A 19,243-nucleotide genomic window follows, 5' to 3' on the forward strand; every position below is an offset into this window, starting at 1 on the left:
GCCTTGAAAATAGGGACGTACCCCATTTTCAGAGCAATATTTCAAGAAGTTACCGTCAATTTCGCCGACTTCAGCCGCACGCTGTCCGGTCCCGCGTGGATCGTGAAGCTGCCCGGCTCCACCACGCGCTTCATGTCCACGTTGTAGAACCACAGGTCCGAAGGCTTGATGTCGAACACCAGCGTCTTCTTCTCGCCCGGCTGCAGGGTCACGCGCCGGAACGCCTTCAGTTCCAGCACGGGCCGCGTGACGGACGAGATGTCGTCGCGGATATAGATCTGCACGACCTCGTCGCCAGGCACGGAACCCGTGTTGGTCACGTCCACCTCGACCCGCGTCGATTCGCTTGGCCGGATCGTGGCCTTCGCCAGGCGCGGCGCCGAGATGTCGAACGTGGTGTACGACAGCCCGAAGCCGAACGGGAACAGCGGCTTGGTACTGCCGTCGATGTAGCCGCGCCGCGCCGAAGGCTTGTGGTTGTAGAAGATGGGCAGCTGGCCCACGCTGCGCGCGAACGACACGGGCAGCTTGCCGCCCGGGTTGACGCGGCCGAACAGCACGTCGGCAGCCGCGTTGCCCGTTTCCTGGCCCAGGTACCAGCCCTCGATGATGGCGTCGGCCCGCTCGGCGATGAAGTTGATCGCCATCGGCCGGCCGTTCAGCAGGAACACGACGGTGGGCTTGCCCAGGTCGAAGATGGCTTTCGCCAGGTCGTTCTGCTGGCCCAGCAGGTCCAGCGTGGCGCGGTCGCCCAGGTGCTGGTCGGCCCAGGCCTCGCGGCTGGTCTGTTCGTTGTCGCCCAGGACCATCACGATGGTGTCGGCCGATTTCGCCGCGGCCACCGCCTCGGCGATCAGCCGCGCGTTCACGTCCGGCGCGGTCCAGCGAATCTCGTCCTTGCCCCAGATGCGCTCCTCGGTGATGCGCACGCCCTCGCGGTAGTCGAAGCCGAAGCCCTGCGCCTTCGCCTCGGCCTGCAGCGCGTCGTGGATCGAGACGACCTTGCGGGGAATGTCCGAATAGCCGCCGATCGGCGTGTCCTTCGCGTGGGTGCCGAGCAGCAGCAGCTTGCCCGTCTTCGCGGGGCGCAGCGGCAGCACGCCCTTGTCGTTCTTCAGCAGCACCACGGAGCGGCCGGCCGCTTCGCGCGCGAGCGCCACGTCGCTTGCCGTGGCGGTTTGCGCGTCGGCCCGCGCCGCGTCGGCATACGGGTTCTCGAACAGGCCGGCCAGGAATTTCAGCTCCAGGATGCGGCGCACCATCGCGTCGATCTCGCTGACCGCGACCTTGCCCTCCTTGACCAGCTCGGCCAGGTGGCGGTAACCGTGGCCATCGGGCGTTTCGATGTCCACGCCCGCCTTTACCGCGTAGTAGCCCGCTTCCTTCGGCGTGGCGGCCAGCTTGTGGCGCGTGACCAGCTCGCGGATGCCCATGTAGTCGGACACCATCACGCCCTTGAAGCCCCATTCCTTGCGGGCCACGTCGTTGAGCATCCACCGGTTCGCGTGCGATGGAACGCCGCCGATCTCGTTATACGAGGGCATGATGGCGGCTACCGTCGTCTCCTTCACGATGCGCTCGAACGGCGGGAAGAATTCCTCGCGCAAGGTCCGCTCGGATACTTCCGCCGGGCCGATGTTCGTGCCCGATTCCGGCTGGCCATGACCCGTCATGTGTTTCAGCGTCGCGAGGACCTTGTCCTTGGCGAGCTGGCGCGTGGTGCCGGAAAAGCCGATCACGGCCGCCTTGCCGATTTCCGCGGTCAGGTGCGGGTCCTCGCCATAGGTTTCCTCGATCCGGCCCCAGCGCGGCTCGCGCGCCACGTCGATGACGGGCGCCAGCGCGAAGTTCGCGCCGCGCGCGCGCATCTCGCGCGCCGCGACCGAGAACACGCGCGTCACGAGGTCCGGATCGAACGAAGAAGCCAGCCCGATCGCCTGCGGGAAGGACGTGGCGTCGAGCGCCGCATAGCCGTGCAGGGCTTCCTCGTGCATGAACAGCGGAATGCCCAGGCGCGTCTGCTCCAGCGCCCATTTCTGCGCCGCGTTCACGTAGTTCGCCGTCTCCAGCGCGCCGCGGTTCGGGCGCGCGCCATCGTCGCCGGCCGCCGCCGCGCTGCCCGCCTCGGACTTGCCCTGACGGTCCGACGGGCGCGCCAGCATGCCGATGCCGTGCGGGTATGCCTTCGAGGCCTTGGCGGCCGAGAAGGCGCCGTTGTCCTCGATCTTGCCCTTTTCGTTCCACACGCAATCCATCTGCGCGATCTTTTCCTCGAGCGTCATGCGCTTGATCAGGTCCTCGACGCGCTTCGGTACCGGTGCCGCCGGGTCCTTGTAGACCGGGCGGGCGGCCGTCGCGGCCATGGACAGGGAAGGGGCGGCGCCTGCCGCGGCCATCGTGGCCAGGAAGCGCCGGCGGCCGTTGTTCGAATCGTGTTGCATGGGTCTCCTTGATTTTCTTTAGCTTCACTTGCTGCCGAGCCCGTGTCATGGTGCCTGACCCCATGACACGAACCCAGCCGTGCCGCGGTCAGCGCTTGCCGGTCCGCGTCGCCACGTCCACCCACACGGCCAGCGTCAGGATCGCGCCCTTGACGATCATCTGCCAGTACGTATCCACGTCCAGCATCGACATGCCGTTATCCAGGCTCGCCATGACCAGGGCGCCGATCAGGGCGCCGTACACGGTACCGGAACCGCCGCGCATCGAGGTGCCGCCGATGAAGCAGGCGGCGATCGCATCGAGTTCGCCGGAAGTGCCGGCCGACGGGGCGCCGGCGGCCAGGCGGGCAGTGTTGATCAGGCCGGCCAGCGCGCACATCAGGCCCATGATGCCGAAGATCCACAGCTTCACGGCCTTGACGTTGATGCCGGAAAGGCGCGTCGCTTCCATGTTCGAGCCCACCGCGTAGATGCGGCGGCCGAACACGGTCTGCGTCGTCATGTAGGTGAAGATGCCCAGCAGGGCGAGCAGCAGCAGCACGGGCAGCGGAATGCCTTCGTAGCTGTTCAGCGTGGTGACGAAGCCGGCCAGCACGGCGCCGATGATGGCCAGGCGCAGCCCGTCGCGCCACACCGGTGCCTGTTCCAGGCCGTGGTGCGCACGGCTCTTGCGCTGGCGCCAGGTGAGCGAGATGGCGATCACGAACAGCGTGATGCCCAGCACGATCCCCCATTGCGGCGGCAGGTAGCCCTGGCCGATGTAGACGAAATTGTCCGACACCGGGGCGATCGTCACGCCATCGGTCACGCCGAGCAGGATGCCGCGGTAGGCCAGCATGCCACCCAGGCCCACGATGAACGAGGGAATGTGCAGGTAAGCCGTCAGGTAACCGTTGAACAGGCCGATGAACAGGCCCACGGCCAGCACGGCGACCATGTTGACGGGCAGGCTCATGCCGTGCGTGACGTCCAGCACGGCCGCGATGCCGCCCAACAGGCCCAGCAGCGAGCCGACGGACAGGTCGATCTCGCCGGCGATGATCACCAGCGACATACCGCAGGCGAGAATGCCCGTCACCGCCATCTGCCGCATCAGGTTCGACATATTGCGCGGCGTGAGGAAGCCGCCTTCCGTCATCCATGTGAAGAAGCCCCAGATCAGCACGATCGCGACGAGCAGGGCGAGCATCTTGTACTGCGTGAACAGCTTCTTGAATTGATTGCTTTTCATGAGTCTCGGTCTAGTGAAGCGGTTGCGCCAGGGCGGCGGCCAGCAGGGTTTCCTGCGTGAGGTTGTCGTTGACGAAGTCGCCGCGCAGCTGGCCTTCGCCGATCACGAGCACGCGGTCGGACACGCCCAGCACTTCCTGCAATTCGGACGACACCATGACGATCGAGATCCCCTCGGCAGCCAGGTTCAGCATCAGCTGGTAGATCTCGAACTTGGCGCCCACGTCCACGCCGCGCGTGGGTTCGTCCAGGATCAGGATCTTCGGTTTCGTCAGCAGCATCTTCGACAGCACGGCCTTCTGCTGGTTGCCGCCGGAGAGGCCGGTGATCGGCAGGAAGGGGCTGGCCGTCTTCAGTTTCAGGCGCCCGATCTCGCCGCGGATCACCTTCAGCTCCTCGTCCTGGTCGATGCGGCTGCCGTGCGAAAACTGCTGGAGGATGGCCATCGTCATGTTCTGGCCCACCGACAGGTCCGGCACGATGCCATGGTGCTTGCGGTCTTCCGGCACCATCGCCAGCCCGGCGCGGATCGATTTCAACGGGTTGCCGGTATCCCAGCGCTGCCCGTGGTACCACACCTCGGCCTCGTACTGTCCCTCGTACGAGCCGAAGATGGCCGACACCAGCTCCGTGCGCCCCGCGCCCACCAGGCCGGCGATGCCGAGTATCTCGCCGCGGCGCAAACTGAACGACACGTCGTCCACGCGCTTTCTTTGCGGGCTGTCCGGGTCCCAGCACGTCACATGCCTGGCCTCGAAGATGACTTCACCCGGCGTGTGCCGCTTTTGCGGATACAGCTGGTTCATCTCGCGCCCCACCATCTGCGCGATGATCTTGTCGACGCTCATGTCGCGCATCGGGGTGGTGGCGATGTGCTGGCCGTCGCGGATCGTCACGATCGTGTCGCAGATCGCCTCGATCTCGTCGAGCTTGTGCGAGATGTAGATGCACGTGACGCCCTTCGCCTTCAGCTGGTGGATGATGTCCAGCAGGATGCGGATCTCGGACGTGGTGAGCGACGACGAGGGCTCGTCCAGGATCAGGAGCCGGGCATTCTTGTTCAGGGCCTTGGCGATTTCGATCAGCTGCTGGTGCCCGCCGCCGTACTGCTTCACCGGCAGCACCACGTTCACGTCGCGGATGTTCAGGCCGGCCAGCAGTTCGCTGGCGCGCCGATTCATCGTGTCGTAGTCGAGGCGCCCGCCGGGCAGGGTGATCTCGTTGCCAAGGAATATGTTTTCCGTCACCGACAGTTCCGGCACGAGCATCAGTTCCTGGTGGATGATGACGATGCCGGCGGCTTCCGTTTCACGGATCGAGGTGGCTTTCAGCGGCGCGCCGTCCCAGTAGATCTCGCCGTCGTAGGTGCCGTGCGGGTAGACCCCGGACAGTACCTTCATCAACGTCGATTTTCCCGCGCCGTTCTCGCCGCACAGGCCGACGCATTCGCCGGCCTTCACCTTGATGTCGATGCCGTTCAGTGCGCGCACACCGTCGAACTGCTTGACGATGCCGCGCATCTCGAGAAGATAATCGCTCATGCGCTTAATTGCGTGCAATCATCAGTTGGCGCTCAGCTGGGCCTTCGAGTAAAAACCGTCCTCCGCCAGCACCTGCACATTGGCCTTCGTGAGCGGGATGGGTTTGAGCAGCAGCGTGGGTACCTGCTTGGCGCCGTTGTTGTACTGGGAGTTGAAGGCGGGCTTCTCGTTGCGCACCAGCTGCACGGACAGTTTCGCCGCCTCGGTGGCGATCAGCTTCAGCGGCTTGTACACGGTCATCGCCTGGGTGCCGGCGATCACCCGCTTCACGGCGGCGAGATCGGCATCCTGGCCGGACACCGGTACCTTGCCCTGCAGCTTCTGCGACGTCAGCGCCTGGATCGCGCCGCCGGCCGTGGCATCGTTCGACGCCACGATGGCGTCGATCTTGTTGTTGTTGGCGGTCAGCGCGTTCTCGACGATGGCCATCGCTTCCGAAGCGCTCCAGTCCTTCACCCACTGCTTGCCGACGACCTTGATGTCGCCCTTGTCGATCAGCGGCTGCAGCACCTTCAGCTGGCCTTCGCGCAGCATCTTGGCGTTGTTGTCGGTGGGCGCGCCGCCCAGCAGGTAGTAATTGCCCTTCGGCTTGATGGCCTTGATCGCCTCGGCCTGCAGTTCGCCCACCTTCTGGTTGTCGAACGAGATGTAGGCATCCACGTCGGAGTTCAGGATCAGGCGGTCGTACGACACGACCTTGATCTTGGCCTTCTTCGCCTCCCGGATCGCGTTGTTCAGCACCGTGGCGTTGTAGGGCACGATCACCAGCACGTCGACGCCGCGCGAGATCAGGTTCTCGATCTGCGAGATCTGGCGCTGTTCGCTGGCGTCGGCCGATTGCACGTAGACCTTGGCGCCGAGTTTCTCGGCTTCCTTGACGAAGTAATCGCGGTCGCGCGTCCAGCGCTCCAGGCGCAGGTCGTCGATGCAGAAACCGATCTTGGGGTTCTTGGCATCGGCCAGGGCGGCGGTGGAAGTGAGGGCGAGCAGGGCCGCTGCCGCGGTGAGCTTCAGTGCTGCTTTGAATTGCATGGTTGTCTCCTAAGATGGGTGGCCTGTGGCCTGTTGTAGTTATCTTGGAACGTTGGGAATCTGGTTAATTCATAGTGTCGCTTGCAATTGGCACGGCCACTTGCGCGCCGCCTCAATGGTGTCGCACACATTTTTCGCCTGCGGAAAATGTGTGCGACACCGGTTTTCCCGACCGGAGTCGGTGCTGCACAAGAAAACCGGTCGGTCCGCCGCAGCGGTCAGACACCTTTTTCCCCGCAGGGAAAAAGGTGTCTGACACCGAACATCAGTGGTTATGCCTCGGCACCACATCCCGCAAATTGCGGTACTCCAGCGCCAGCTCCATGCAGGCGCCGCTCTGCATCTGCCCCACGGTCGAACGGTAGATCTGCTGCCACGGCGTCTGGCTCGCCGGGAAGGCGGGAATGCCATCGGCCTTGCGCCGCTCGATCTCGGCATCGTCGACCAGCATGTTGGCGCTGCCGTTGTTCAGGTCGATGCGCACGATGTCGCCGGTGCGGATCCATGCCAGCCCGCCACCAACAGCCGATTCCGGCGAGGCGTTCAGGATCGACGGGCTGTCCGACGTGCCGGACTGGCGGCCGTCGCCCAAGGTCGGCAGGTTCTTCACGCCGCGCTTGATCAGCGCATCGGGCGGTTGCATGTTCACGACTTCGGCCGAGCCGGGCCAGCCGATCGGGCCGGCGCCGCGGATCACGAGGATGCAGTCCTCGTCGATATCGAGCGACGGATCGTTGATGCGCTTGTGGTAATCGTCCGATCCGTCGAACACGATGGCGCGGCATTCGAACACGCCTTCGTTGCCCGGCTGGCTCAGGTAGCGGGCGCGGAATTCTTCCGAGATCACCGACGTCTTCATGATCGCGAAGTCGAACAGGTTGCCCGACAGGACGAAGAAGCCCGCCTTTTCCTTCAGCGGCGCCGCGAACGGCCAGATCATCTCGCGGTCGTTGGTTTCCTTGCCGACCAGGTTTTCCTTCATCGTCTTGCCCGTGACGGTCGGGCGATCGGAGCGCAGCAGGCCGTTCTGTTCCAGTTCCCACATCACGGCCGGCACGCCGCCGGCGCGGTGGAAACGCTCGCCCAGGTATTTGCCGGAAGGCTGCATGTTCAGAAGCAGCGGCACGTCGTGGCCGTACTTCATCCAGTCCTCGGTCCTGATCTCGACGCCGGCGTGGCGCGCCATCGCCATGATGTGCTGCTGGGCGTTGGTGGAGCCGCCGATCGCCGCGTTCGTGACGATCGCATCGAGGAACGCGCCGCGCGTGAGGATGGAAGACGGGCGGATGTCCTGCTTCGCCAGCTCGACGATGCGGCGGCCCGTGTCGTAGGCCATCTGGCCGCGCTCGCGGTACGGCGCGGGAATGGCCGAGCAACCGGTGAGCGACATGCCGAGCGCTTCGGCGATGGCGTTCATCGTCGAGGCGGTGCCCATCGTGTTGCAGTGGCCGGCCGATGGCGCCGACGCGGCGGCGATCTCGAGGAATTTCTCGTTGTCGATCTCGCCGGCGGCCAGGCGGCGGCGGCCCTTCCAGATCGCCGCGCCGGAGCCGACCAGCTCACCATCGAGCCAGCCATCCAGCATCGGGCCGCCGGACAGCACGATGGCCGGCAGGTCCATCTGGGCGGCGGCCATCAGCTGCGACGGCGTGGTCTTGTCGCAGCCGGTGGTCAGCACCACGGCGTCGATCGGATAGCCGTGCAGGATCTCGATGAGGCCCATATAGGCCAGGTTGCGGTCGATCGCGGCGGTGGGGCGGCGGCAGTTCTCGAAGATCGGGTGCAGCGGGAATTCCATCGGAATGCCGCCCGCATCGCGGATGCCGTCGCGCACGCGCTTGGCCAGCTCCAGGTGGATGCGGTTGCAGGGGCTGATGTCGCTGCCCGACTGGGCGATGCCGATGATCGGCTTGCCACTGCGCAGCTCGTCGGGAGTGATCCCGTAATTCATGAAGCGCTCCAGGTACAGCGCGGTCATGTCGATGTGGTCCGGATTGTCGAACCAGTCCTGGGAACGGTAACGGCGGGTCATTTGATAAATCCAATCATATGCTGCGGCAGGCCCGGCACGTCGACGGGGAAGGCGAACACGCCGCCCGCGAGCGGGGCAGCGGCGCGTTCCTCGGGCGTGAGGCCTTTCGTGGCGGTCGTGGCAAAGGCGGTCTTCAGGTCCGGGCCGCCGAAGGCGATCTTGGTCACGTTCGGGACCGGGAAGGCGATGGTGTCGACCAGGTCGCCTGCCGGAGAATAACGCAGGACGCGGGCGCCGCGGAACACGGCTACCCAGACATGGCCGGCCGAATCGACGGCCGTGCCGTCGGGCCAGCCCGGTTCGCCGATCGTGACGAACACGCGCTTGTTGGCGAGCGTGCCGTCGTCCTGAACGTCGAATGCGTAGACGGTCTTGCCGAACGTGTCGGTATGGTAGAAGGTCTTGCGGTCCGGGCTGAACGCCGGGCCGTTGGTGATGATGATGCCGTCGTCATGTTTCGACAATGTGCCGTCGTAGCGATAGAGGGCGCCGCTGGCCGACTCTTCGGCATTGTCCATGGAACCGAACCACAGGGCGCCGTCGTGCGCCACGTGGCCGTCGTTCAGGCGGTTGCCGGGGCGGTCCTGCTCGAACGCCGTCACCGGCGTGAACGCGCCGCTGGCGGGGTCGAAGTGCACCAGCCTGCCGGCCAGGCCGCAAACGAAGCCGCCGGACGCGGCCGGCAGCGCGAAGCCCGTTTCACCAGGCATGTCCCACGTACGGCGGTTTTCGCCTTGCGCATCGCAGCGGTGCAGCTTGTGCTGCTTGATGTCCACGAAGTACAGCATCTGCTCGGCCGGATGCCACACCGGGCCTTCGCCCAGCGTGGCCTCCAGCGGCCAGATGCACGCTGGCGCTGCATTGGCCGCGGAAGTCATTTACCGTCTCCGTACCAGCCGGCGTCAACGAAGTAGTCGCGGCCCGTGCAGCGCGAAGCCTGATTCGACGACAGGAACAGCGTCAGCGCCGCCACGTCGTGCGGCTCGATGCGTTCCTTGAGCAGCTGCGAAGCCATGATCTGCGCCTCGCCTTCCGGCGTGTACCACAGGGCCATCTGCTTCGGCGTCTTCACCGAGCCGGGGATCACCGTGTTGACGCGGATACCGTCGTTGCCCAGGTCGCGGGCCAGGCCGCGCGTCAAGCCTTCGATGGCCGCCTTGGCGGTCATGTACAGCGTGAGGTTCGGCAGCGCCAGGTACCAGGAGATCGAACCGAAGTTCAGGATCACGCCGCCACCATTCTTCTTCATGCCGGGGGCCACGGCCTGGGCGCAGAAGAACTGGTGGCGCAGGTTCACGGCCAGGCTGTCGTCCCAGTACTGGGGCGTCACGTCGGCCACCGCGTGGCGGTGGTCGTTGGCCGCATTGTTGATCAGGATGTCGACACCGCCGATATCGCGCTCGATGTCTGCAAACGTTTTCTTGAGTTCTTCGACATTCGTCATGTCGCAGTGCACGAAGCGCGGCTGGTGCGCCGCGTCCGGGTAGCTGGCTGCCAGCTGCTGCGACGGTTCGTCGGCGATGTCCAGGAACACCACCTGCGAGCCTTGCCTGACGTAGGCATCGACGATGCCGGCGCCGATGCCCGTGCCGCCGCCCGTGACGACGACACGCTTGTTCTTCAAATCCGGATAGGTGGCGTATTCAAACGCAATTTCCACTTCGCCAGCCATCATTTACCTCCATTACCCAGCAAGCCGCGGCGCGCGAGATTGCCGTACAGGGCGCGAACGCCGAAAGTCCACGGCGCGATCTCGTCGCTGCGGTGGACGTGGTTGATCAGGGCCCCCAGTGCCGGGCTCGCGATGGTGACGCGGTCGCCCTTGTGGTGCGTGAACCCGCCGCCCTTGGCGTCGCGGTCCTTGATTGGGGAGAACATGGTACCGAGGAACAGCATGAAGCCGTCCGGGTACTGGTGGTGGGCGCCGCAGGTCTGGCCAATCAGGTCCAGCGGATCGCGGCTGATCTGCTTCATCAGGCTTACGCCGTCCAGCACGAAGTCGTCGTCCACGCCTTCGATCGTCAGGCGTACCTCCGCGTTGCGCACGGTGTCGAGCGAGAACTTGTCGTCGAACAGGCGGATGAACGGGCCGATCGCCGTGGAACCGTTGTTGTCCTTGGCTTTACCGAGCAGCAGGGCACTGCGGCCTTCGATGTCGCGCAGGTTCACGTCGTTGCCCAGCGTGGCGCCGACCGGCTTGCCCTGGCTCGTCACCGCCAGCACGATTTCCGGTTCCGGGTTGTTCCACTTCGATTCCGGGTGCAGGCCCACGTCGGCGCCGAAGCCCACCGCCGACATCGGCTGCGACTTCGAGAACACCTCGGCATAGGGACCGATGCCCACTTCCATGTACTGCGACCAGGCGCCGCGGCTGATGAACTCCTTCTTGAGCTGTTCGGCCTGCGCCGAGCCGGGCTTGATGCTGGAGAGGTCGGCACCGATCGATGCCAGCAGTTCGCCGCGCAATTGCTCGGCGCGCGCGGGATCGCCGCCGGCCTGTTCTTCGATCACGCGCTCCAGCAGGCTGACGGCGAACGTGACGCCGCAAGCCTTGATGGCCTGCAGGTCGTTCGGTGCCAGCAGGCGCGGCACGTCGGCCGCCGGATTCGGCGACAGCGCATTCTCGAGCAGCGTCTCGACACGGCCCAGCGATTCGCCCGGCGCGGAACGCACGATGGCGACCAGGTCGTCGCGCTCGAACAGGTCGGACACGGTCGCGGCATGGCGCGTGATGTCGAACACTTCGCCGTTGCGCACGGCCACCACGGCCGGTCCATCGATATCACCGGTCCGCCACACGCGGCCCACGAGCAGTGCCTGCGGCAAATCGGCAGGCAACAGCGACACAGCTGGCGCTTCCTTCATATGAGTCTCCTCTTGTTCTGGTTGGGGATGAGCTGCTTGTTCAGCGGCCGAGGCTGGGAAGCTTCGGTGAATACGTCCATCCGGGAATTAAGTACTGCATGGCCATCGCATCGTCGCGCGCGCCGGTGCCGACTCTCTTGTACAGCTCGTGCGCGGCCGCGATGCGGTCCAGGTCCGGCTCGATGCCCAGGCCGGGGCGATCGGGTACCGCCACTTCGCCGCCCACGATCTGCAGGGGATCGCGGGTCAGCCGCTCCTGGCCTTCCTGCCAGATCCAGTGCGTGTCGATGGCCGTGATGCGGCCCGGCGCGGCGGCCGCCGCGTGGGTGAACATCGCCAGCGATACGTCGAAGTGGTTGTTGGAATGGGAGCCCCATGTCATGCCCCATTCCTGGCACAGCTGGGCAAGGCGCACCGAGCCCTGCATGGTCCAGAAGTGCGGATCGGCCAGCGGGATGTCCACCGCGTTCAGCAGGTGCGAATGCGCCATCTGCCGCCAGTCGGTGGCGATCATGTTCGTTGCGGTGGGCAGGCCCGTGGCACGCTTGAATTCGGCCATGATCTCGCGGCCGGAGTAACCGTTCTCGGGGCCGCACGGGTCTTCCGCATAGGCCAGCACGTGGCCCTGGTTGCGGCACAGGCGGATCGCTTCTTCCAGCGACCAGGCGCCGTTCGGGTCCAGCGTCACGCGCGCATCGGGGAAGCGCTGCTTGATGGCGGTGACGGCGGCGATCTCGTCCTCGCCGCGCATCACGCCGCCCTTCAGCTTGAAGTCGCGGAAGCCGTAGCGGGCCACCGTGGCCGCGGCCTGGTCGGCGATCGCCTCGGCGGTGACAGCCTCCTGGTGACGGATGTGGTACCAGTCGTCCTGCTTGCCGGAGCGGGCGAGGTAGGGAAGATCGGTGCGGCTGCGGTCGCCGATGTAGAACAGGTAGGCCAGCATCGGCACCTTGTCGCGCTGCTGGCCGCTGCCGAGCAGTTCGCACACGGGCACGCCAAGGTGCTGGCCCAGCAGGTCGAGCAGCGCCGCTTCGATCGCCGTCACGACGTTCTCGAGGCGCAGGTTGATTTCATGCGGTTGCTTCAGCACCGCTTCCTCGGCGGCCGAGGTGACCTGGTGCTGCAGGGTCTGCGGGGCGCGCATGTCGCCCGATGTTTTGCCGGCGATGCCTTCCCGCACCGAATTGAGCGTGCGGTTGAAGCGGCCGATCTGCGTGCCGACCACGCGCGGAATCGAATTTTCCAGCGCGCGGTTGATGCCGGCGCCGCCAGGCACTTCGCCGATGCCCGTATTGCCCGCACTATCCTTCAGCAGCACCAGCGTGCGGATGAAGTAGGGCGCGTGGGCGCCGCACAGGTTGAACAACATGCTGTCGTGGCCGGCAACGGGAATCACCTGCATCGAGGTGATCACGGGTGTTTTTGTCTCCACATTCGTCTCGTTATTATATGTTGCCTGTACCATCGGCTTAACCTAAAATGAATAGCGCTAACATTTTGCAGTGTGCGCGAATTAACGGAGCAAGTCAACATATCCCCCGTGTAAAAATCGGCAAAACGATCGGCAGGGCGGGATGGTGAAGATAGCGCTACAGCAAGCGCTGCCCGCTGCAACCGAAAAATGCGAACAAAGTGCCCAGGGGTAACTCCAGGCGCGATAAGAACGGAGACAATATGCAGACAATGCATCAGCGCCTCGCCGCGTTCGCGGCGGGCTTGCTGCTGGCCGCCACCGCTGGCGCCGCGGACGCCAATGCCAACGCCAACGGGAACTGGCACTGGGTGGCTTCATGGGGCTCGGCCCAAATGATCCCCGAAGGCCAGAACGAACTGCCGCAGGAGCACTGGCGCGACAGCACACTGCGCCAGGTCGTGCGCGTGGCGCTGGGCGGCGAAAAGCTGCGGGTACGCATCAGCAATACGTTCGGCACCACGCCGATGGTCGTGGAGGCGGCCGGCATCGGCCTGGCGAAAGCCCCCGGCAGCCCCGATATCGATCCGCAGTCGGCGAAGGCGCTGACCTTCGGCGGTCGTCCCTCGGTCATGATCCCGGCCGGCGCGGAATACTACAGCGACGTGGTCGCGCTGCCGCACAAGGCCGGCGCCGACCTGGCCATCTCCCTGTACTTCAATGGCGCGCCATCGAAGCAGACCGGCCACCCTGGTTCGCGCACGACCAGCTTCGTGGCCAAGGGCCAGCGCACGCTCGATGCCGCCTGGAGCAATGCCGAGAAGATCACCCGCTGGTACATGCTGTCGGACGTCGAAGTGCAGGCGCCGCGGGACGTGGGCGCCGTGGTGGCCGTGGGCGATTCGATCACCGATGGTTACGGCACCACGACCGATGGCAACGACCGCTGGCCGGACGTGCTGGCCGGCCGCATCCAGAGATCCGGCAAGGCGATGGGCGTGGTCAACGTGGGCATCGGCGGCGGCCGCATGCTGCGCGATGGCCTGGGCCCTAACCTGGCCTCGCGCTTCGACCGCGACGTGATCGGCCGCGCGGGTGCCACGCATGCGGTGGTGATGATCGGCGTGAACGACTTCGGCAGCCAGCGCCGCAGCGGCGAGGATATTCCGGCCGCGCGCGCCAAGCTGGTCGAGGACTTGCAGCTGGCGCACCGACAGCTCGTGGAGCGCGCCCATGCGCATGGCATCTGCGTGATCGGCGGCACCGTCACGCCGTATGCCGGCAGCGATTACTACCGCCCGTCCGCCGCGAACGAGGCGGACCGCCAGCAACTGAACGCGTGGATCCGCAAGTCCGGGGTGTTCGACGCGGTGGCCGACTTCGACGCCGCGCTGCGCGACCCGCAGCAGCCGGATCGGCTGAAGAAGGAATACGACAACGACGGGCTGCATCCATCGATCGCCGGCCTGCGCGCGATGGCGGAAGCGATCCCGCTGAAGGCGCTGCAAGCGCGCTGTGGAGCGGCCAAATGAGGGCCGCCCTGTTTGTCGGCGCGCTGCTGCTGGCCGGCGCAGCGCAGGCCGCGGATACCTACCGCAATCCCGTCATCCCCGGCTTTCACCCAGACCCCAGCATCTGCCGCGTGGGCAAGGATTACTACCTGGCCAACAGCACGTTCGAGTACTTCCCCGGCGTGCCCATCTTCCACAGCCGCGACCTGGTGAACTGGAAGCTGATCGGCCACGCGCTCACGCGCGAATCGCAGTTGCCGCTGAAGGGCCAGCGCGCCTCGCGCGGCATCTACGCGCCCACGCTGCGCTGCGAGGGCGGTACCTTCTACATGATCACCACGAATGTCGAGACGGGCGGCAACTTCATCGTCCATACGAAGGACCCGGCCGGCGAATGGTCGGAGCCGATCTGGCTGAAGGAAAAAACGCCGTGGATCGACCCTTCGCTGTTCTTCGACGACGATGGCACCGTGTACTACACGCGGCACGACGGCGGCGAGAAGGGCGGTGTCGTGCAGGCCCGTATCGATGTGAAGACCGGCAAGCTGCTGGACGAGCCGAAGCGCATCTGGAACGGCACGGGCGGCGTGTGGCCCGAAGGGCCCCACCTGTACAAGGTGGATGGCTGGTACTACCTGATGATCGCCGAAGGCGGCACGTCGTATGACCACGGCATCACGGTGGCGCGCGCGAAGTCGCCGTTCGGGCCTTTCGAGGCGCACAAGGGCAACCCGATCCTGTCGCATCGCAATGCCCCCGATTTGCCGATCCAGGCCACCGGCCACGGCGACCTGGTGCAGACCGAGGATGGCAAGTGGTGGATGGTGCTGCTGGGGATCAGGCCCCATCAACGCAAGCACCATCTCGGCCGCGAGACGTTCCTGGCGCCGGTGACGTGGAAGGATGGCTGGCCCGTCGTCAATGACGGCAAGCCGCTGGCGCTGGAAATGAGCGCGGCCGGACTGCCGCCGCGCGTGCCGCTGCCGAAGGCACCCGTGCGTACGGAATTCGACGGATCGAAGCTCGACCAGTACTGGACCTTCGTGCGTGGACCGTCGACCGGCCTGTATTCGCTGGCGGAGCGGCCCGGCTTCCTGCGTGTGAAAGGGAACGCCGCCACGCTCGAGGACATCGCCACGCCTGCCTTCGTGGCGCGGCGCCAGCAGCACCTGAACGCGCGCATCGCCACGCGGACCGATTTCGCGCCGAACGGCCCGGACCAGTTCGCTGGCCTGGCGCTGCGGCAGAACGAGGCCAATCACTACCAACTGCGCATCGGCGGCAACAAGGTGGCGCGCAGGATCGAGCTCGTCACGCGCGTGAAAGGCGAGACGAAGGTGGTGGCATCGGCGGCGCTCAAGCCCGGGCCCGTGGACCTGGAAATCCGTGCCTGGCCGGACCGCTACCAGTTCAGCTACGCGCAGGAAGGCAGACCCGCCGTGGTGCTGGGTTCCGCGCCGACGGCGGCGCTGTCCTCCGAGGATGCGGGCGGCTTCACTGGCGTGTTCGCCGGCATGGCGGCCACCGGCGCGCCGGCCGATTTCGACTGGTTCGACTACCAACCGCTGGGAGAGTGATGAAACACGCAATCATCGTGCTGGCGCTGCTGCTCCAGCTGTCGACGGCTGCCCATGCCCTGGGCAACAAGCCGTTCATCGCCTTCGAACGGGAGAACGCGGATGCCGTGGAACTGCTGGCCAGGGGCCGCGCGGCACCGATCTTCATCGATGCGAACGATCACGCCGGCGTGCGGCGCGCCGCAGGCGACCTGCAGGCCGATATCGGCCGGGTGGGTGGCGCGAAGCCGGCATTGCGCATGGACGCGCCGACCGGCGTCGATGTAATCATCGCCGGCACGGTCGGCAAGAGCGCGCTGATCGACGGGCTGGCGAAGTCCGGCATGCTCGACGTGGCGCCCATCCGCGGCAAGTGGGAGGGTTATATCGTTCGTACCTTGCGCAACCCGATGCCAGGCGTGCAGCGCGCACTCGTGATCGCCGGCAGCGACAAGCGCGGCACCATCTACGGCATTTACGAAGTCTCGGAGCAGATCGGCGTGTCGCCATGGTACTGGTGGGCCGACGTGCCGCCGGTGAAGCGCAAGGCCCTGTACGCGCAGGCCGGCACGCAGGTGCAGGATGCGCCGGTGGTGCAATACCGCGGCATCTTCCTGAACGACGAGGCGCCGGCGCTGACCGGCTGGGCGAAGGAACGCTACGGTGGCTACAACAGCAAGTTCTACAAGGGCGTGTTCGAGCTGATCCTGCGCCTGCGCGGCAACTACCTGTGGCCGGCGATGTGGGACGCGGCCTTTTTCGACGACGATCCGGAAAACGGCCGCCTGGCCGACGAATACGGCATCGTGATGGGCACCTCGCACCACGAGCCGATGATGCGCGCCCACAAGGAATGGTCGCGCTACGGCAAGGGGCCGTGGGACTACAGCCGCAACGAGGCGGTGCTGAAGGACTTCTGGCGCGACGGCCTGAAGAAGACGCGCGAGTACGAGAAGTTCGTCACGCTGGGCATGCGCGGCGATGGCGACGAGCCGATGTCGCGGGATGCCAACGTCGCGCTGCTGGAAAAGATCGTTGCCGACCAGAGGAAGATGATCGCCGAGGAGCTGAACCCGGACGTGACGAAAGTGCCGCAGGCCTGGGCGCTCTACAAGGAAGTACAGGACTACTACGAGCAGGGCATGCGCGTGCCGGACGACGTGCTGCTGCTGTGGTGCGACGACAACTGGGGCAATATCCGCCGCCTGCCCACGCGCGAAGAACGCAGGCGCGCCGGCGGCGCCGGCGTGTACTACCACTTCGACTACGTGGGCGGCCCGCGCAACTACAAGTGGCTGAACGTGACGCCGCTGCCGAAGGTGTGGGAACAGATGCACCTGGCGTGGAAGTACGAGGCGACGCGCATGTGGATCGTCAACGTGGGCGACCTGAAGCCGATGGAAGTGCCGATGGAGTTCTTCCTTGCCTACGCCTGGAACCCGGCCGCATGGCCGGCCGACCGCCTGCAGGAGTACCTGCGCCTGTGGGCGACGCGCGAGTTCGGCGCGCGGCACGCGGTGGACGTCGCCGACATCGTTTCGAAGTACGCCAGATACAACGGCCGCCGCCGCCCCGAGATGCTGGAACCGGACACGTACAGCCTCGTGAACTATGGCGAATCGGCGCGCATCGTGGCCGAGTACCGTGCGCTGGAGGAGCGGGCCGAACGCATCTTTGCCGCCCTGCCGAAGGAACGCCGCGACGCGTTCTACCAGCTGGTGCTGCACCCCGTGAAGGCGGGCGCCACCGTCAATGAGCTGTATGCGACGGCGGGCCTGAACCGGCTGTATGCGAAGCAGGGCCGTTCGGCCACGAACGACATGGCCGAACGGGTGCGCAGGCTGTTCGCCGACGATGCCGCGCTGACCCGCCGGTACCACGCCATCAATGGCGGCAAGTGGAACCACATGATGGCGCAGACGCACCTGGGCTATACGTACTGGCAGCAGCCGCCGCGCAATGTGATGCCGGCCGTGAGCGAGGTGCAGGTCCCCAAGGCCGGCGAGCTGGGCATCGGCGTGGAAGGCAATGAACAGGTGTGGCCGGAGGCACAGGGCCTCAGGACGCCGGCGCTCGATGCCTTCGAGCGCCAGCCGCGCATCGTCGAGCTGTTCAACCGCGGCGGCACGCCATTCAAGTATTCCGTGCGCGCGAGCGAACCGTGGATCGTGATCGACAAGCCGGCCGGCACGGTCGACAAGGTGGAGCGCATCGCCATCGATGCCCGGTGGGACCAGGTGCCGCCGGGCGCGAGGAGCGCCACGCTTGTCGTCACCGGCCCGGCGGGCGAGGCGAGGATCGAGGTGCCCGTGCACAAGCCAGCCGACGCGTCGCCGGTGCGCGGCTTCGTCGAGACGCATGGCGTCGTGGCGATCGAGGCCGAGCACTATGCACGCGCCGTCGCGGCGCCGGGCCGCGAGTGGCTGAACGTGCCCGATCACGGGCGCACGCTGTCGGGCATGACGACGTTGCCCGTCGATGCGCCGACGCTGTCGCCGGCCGATGGCATGCGGCTCGAATACGACATGCACCTGTTCAGCAGCGGCAAGGTGAAGGTGCAGGTCACCGTCGCGCCCACGCTGAAGTTCCAGCCGGGGCAGGGCTTGCGCTACGCCGTGGCGTTCGACGACGAGGCGCCGCAGGTCGTCAACCTGCATGCCGATGCGTCGGAAAAATTCTGGGAAAAGATCGTGGGCGATGGCGCCGCCGTGTTCACCACGCGGCACGCGGTCGGCAAGCCGGGCGCGCACGTGCTGAAGATCTGGGCGCTCGACCCGGCCGTGGTGCTGCAGAAGGTGGTCGTGGATGCGGGCGGCATGAAGGCCAGCTACCTGGGGCCGCCGGAAAGCCCGCGGATCAGATAACCGGAAGCGGCGGGCGTCATTCGGCGTCCGCAGGCCGCGGCCACGAGCGCGGCAGCTCGATGCCGACCAGGCGCCAGGTCGCGAAGCCTTCGTGGGCGAGCACGAAGCCGATATCGGGCTCGCCCTTGCCGTCGAGCGCCTTGGCAACGACCACGTCCAGGCTGCGGCGCTCGAAGGCCCACTGCTTTTGCTTGCCGCCCGCGGCCGTCTCCACCGGCGAGTCGTCGGGAGCGATGTCGCGCATTTTTCCCTCGTCCATCGCATCGGCGAGGCGCTCCGGCGAGATCAGCACGTTGACGGCCGCGTCGGTGAAGACGTTAGCCAGTCTGGCGCCGAGCTCCGCGCCGGCCCGCGCCAGTTCGCCGCCGCCGGCCGCGCGCGCCAGCGTGTCCTTGGTCTTCGCATGCAACTGCCGCTTCAGGCTGTCACGCACCTTCGGGAAGTCGACGTGCCGCGCCAGCGCCTGCGTATCGCGCGCCTGCGCCGCGCTGCGCATCGCATGCAAGGTCAGATAGGGGGAGAAATACCAGTAGACGCCGAGCGCGAGCAGCAGGGCGATGAAGAGGGCGATGAGGCGGGGGCGGGACATGGCGCGGTACTGTGGTGGAAAACCGCCACTATACCCGGCGCGATGGCATTTCCGAAGCATGCTACGGCTGACCCCGTGTCCCCTTGTCTCGTAGTGCCAGGCACCACGAGACACGGACTCGACCATTGTTACCGCGTCGTTACCGGGTATTGATTGACGAGCTCGTGTCCC

General features: G+C 66.1%; 13 protein-coding genes. 3 read left to right on the plus strand and 10 right to left on the minus strand.

Going from position 1 to position 19,243, the window contains the following annotated elements; translation table 11 throughout:
- Window positions 1-41: 41 nt before the first annotated feature.
- The 9 genes from V6Z91_RS15025 to V6Z91_RS15065 all read right to left on the minus strand — a co-directional run bounded on the left by V6Z91_RS15025 (window position 42) and on the right by V6Z91_RS15065 (window position 12,606).
- A complete protein-coding gene (locus V6Z91_RS15025) occupies window positions 42-2,441 on the minus strand; it encodes a glycoside hydrolase family 3 N-terminal domain-containing protein (RefSeq protein ID WP_338771673.1) in 2,400 nt (799 codons plus the stop codon).
- Between the two features lie 88 nt (window positions 2,442-2,529).
- Window positions 2,530-3,672: a sugar ABC transporter permease gene (locus V6Z91_RS15030; protein ID WP_338771675.1), complete on the minus strand. Its 1,143-nt coding sequence runs from the start codon at window positions 3,670-3,672 to the stop codon at window positions 2,530-2,532.
- A 10-nt stretch (window positions 3,673-3,682) separates the two neighbouring features.
- The gene (xylG, locus tag V6Z91_RS15035; RefSeq protein WP_338771677.1) at window positions 3,683-5,212 is read right to left on the minus strand and encodes a D-xylose ABC transporter ATP-binding protein; all 1,530 of its coding nucleotides are present in this window, start codon (window positions 5,210-5,212) and stop codon (window positions 3,683-3,685) included.
- A 21-nt stretch (window positions 5,213-5,233) separates the two neighbouring features.
- Window positions 5,234-6,244 (minus strand): D-xylose ABC transporter substrate-binding protein, encoded by a 1,011-nt coding sequence (xylF, locus tag V6Z91_RS15040; protein WP_338771679.1) that lies wholly within the window; start codon window positions 6,242-6,244, stop codon window positions 5,234-5,236.
- A gap of 265 nt (window positions 6,245-6,509) precedes the next feature.
- On the minus strand, window positions 6,510-8,276 hold the full coding sequence (locus V6Z91_RS15045; RefSeq protein WP_338771680.1) for an IlvD/Edd family dehydratase: 1,767 nt from the start codon (window positions 8,274-8,276) through the stop codon (window positions 6,510-6,512).
- Window positions 8,273-9,154 (minus strand): SMP-30/gluconolactonase/LRE family protein, encoded by an 882-nt coding sequence (locus V6Z91_RS15050; RefSeq protein ID WP_338771682.1) that lies wholly within the window; start codon window positions 9,152-9,154, stop codon window positions 8,273-8,275. The genes V6Z91_RS15045 and V6Z91_RS15050 overlap by 4 nt, the downstream gene beginning before the upstream one ends.
- Window positions 9,151-9,948, minus strand: a complete 798-nt coding sequence (locus tag V6Z91_RS15055) for an SDR family oxidoreductase (RefSeq protein WP_338771871.1) — start codon at window positions 9,946-9,948, stop codon at window positions 9,151-9,153. The genes V6Z91_RS15050 and V6Z91_RS15055 overlap by 4 nt, the downstream gene beginning before the upstream one ends.
- Window positions 9,948-11,141: a fumarylacetoacetate hydrolase family protein gene (locus V6Z91_RS15060; protein ID WP_338771683.1), complete on the minus strand. Its 1,194-nt coding sequence runs from the start codon at window positions 11,139-11,141 to the stop codon at window positions 9,948-9,950. Before V6Z91_RS15060 ends, V6Z91_RS15055 begins: the two co-directional genes overlap by 1 nt.
- A gap of 40 nt (window positions 11,142-11,181) precedes the next feature.
- Window positions 11,182-12,606 (minus strand): enolase C-terminal domain-like protein, encoded by a 1,425-nt coding sequence (locus V6Z91_RS15065; protein ID WP_338771684.1) that lies wholly within the window; start codon window positions 12,604-12,606, stop codon window positions 11,182-11,184.
- A gap of 209 nt (window positions 12,607-12,815) precedes the next feature.
- Between V6Z91_RS15065 and V6Z91_RS15070 the strand changes: the two genes are divergently transcribed.
- The 3 genes from V6Z91_RS15070 to V6Z91_RS15080 are packed head-to-tail and all read left to right on the plus strand — an operon-like array spanning window position 12,816 to window position 18,483.
- Window positions 12,816-14,084, plus strand: coding sequence for an SGNH/GDSL hydrolase family protein (locus tag V6Z91_RS15070; protein WP_338771687.1), 1,269 nt, complete (start codon window positions 12,816-12,818; stop codon window positions 14,082-14,084).
- A complete protein-coding gene (locus tag V6Z91_RS15075) occupies window positions 14,081-15,640 on the plus strand; it encodes a glycoside hydrolase family 43 protein (protein WP_338771690.1) in 1,560 nt (519 codons plus the stop codon). Before V6Z91_RS15070 ends, V6Z91_RS15075 begins: the two co-directional genes overlap by 4 nt.
- On the plus strand, window positions 15,640-18,483 hold the full coding sequence (locus V6Z91_RS15080) for a glycosyl hydrolase 115 family protein (RefSeq protein WP_338771693.1): 2,844 nt from the start codon (window positions 15,640-15,642) through the stop codon (window positions 18,481-18,483). The genes V6Z91_RS15075 and V6Z91_RS15080 overlap by 1 nt, the downstream gene beginning before the upstream one ends.
- Before the next feature lie 16 nt (window positions 18,484-18,499).
- Here V6Z91_RS15080 and V6Z91_RS15085 read toward each other — a convergent pair whose 3' ends face one another.
- Window positions 18,500-19,072, minus strand: a complete 573-nt coding sequence (locus V6Z91_RS15085) for a DUF2939 domain-containing protein (RefSeq protein ID WP_338771694.1) — start codon at window positions 19,070-19,072, stop codon at window positions 18,500-18,502.
- Between the last annotated feature and the right edge of the window lie 171 nt (window positions 19,073-19,243).

The organism is Massilia sp. METH4 (genome assembly GCF_037094685.1).
Lineage (GTDB): Bacteria > Pseudomonadota > Gammaproteobacteria > Burkholderiales > Burkholderiaceae_D > Rugamonas.

Coding starts and splice junctions, on each gene's coding strand:
- V6Z91_RS15060 (WP_338771683.1), bottom strand. CDS start 11,141: ATGAAGGAAGCGCCAGCTGTGTCGCTGTTGCCTGCCGATTTGCCGCAG.
- V6Z91_RS15080 (WP_338771693.1), top strand. CDS start 15,640: ATGAAACACGCAATCATCGTGCTGGCGCTGCTGCTCCAGCTGTCGACG.
- V6Z91_RS15050 (WP_338771682.1), bottom strand. CDS start 9,154: ATGACTTCCGCGGCCAATGCAGCGCCAGCGTGCATCTGGCCGCTGGAG.
- xylF (WP_338771679.1), bottom strand. CDS start 6,244: ATGCAATTCAAAGCAGCACTGAAGCTCACCGCGGCAGCGGCCCTGCTC.
- V6Z91_RS15045 (WP_338771680.1), bottom strand. CDS start 8,276: ATGACCCGCCGTTACCGTTCCCAGGACTGGTTCGACAATCCGGACCAC.
- V6Z91_RS15065 (WP_338771684.1), bottom strand. CDS start 12,606: ATGGTACAGGCAACATATAATAACGAGACGAATGTGGAGACAAAAACA.
- V6Z91_RS15085 (WP_338771694.1), bottom strand. CDS start 19,072: ATGTCCCGCCCCCGCCTCATCGCCCTCTTCATCGCCCTGCTGCTCGCG.
- V6Z91_RS15055 (WP_338771871.1), bottom strand. CDS start 9,948: ATGGCTGGCGAAGTGGAAATTGCGTTTGAATACGCCACCTATCCGGAT.
- V6Z91_RS15075 (WP_338771690.1), top strand. CDS start 14,081: ATGAGGGCCGCCCTGTTTGTCGGCGCGCTGCTGCTGGCCGGCGCAGCG.
- V6Z91_RS15025 (WP_338771673.1), bottom strand. CDS start 2,441: ATGCAACACGATTCGAACAACGGCCGCCGGCGCTTCCTGGCCACGATG.
- xylG (WP_338771677.1), bottom strand. CDS start 5,212: ATGAGCGATTATCTTCTCGAGATGCGCGGCATCGTCAAGCAGTTCGAC.
- V6Z91_RS15030 (WP_338771675.1), bottom strand. CDS start 3,672: ATGAAAAGCAATCAATTCAAGAAGCTGTTCACGCAGTACAAGATGCTC.
- V6Z91_RS15070 (WP_338771687.1), top strand. CDS start 12,816: ATGCAGACAATGCATCAGCGCCTCGCCGCGTTCGCGGCGGGCTTGCTG.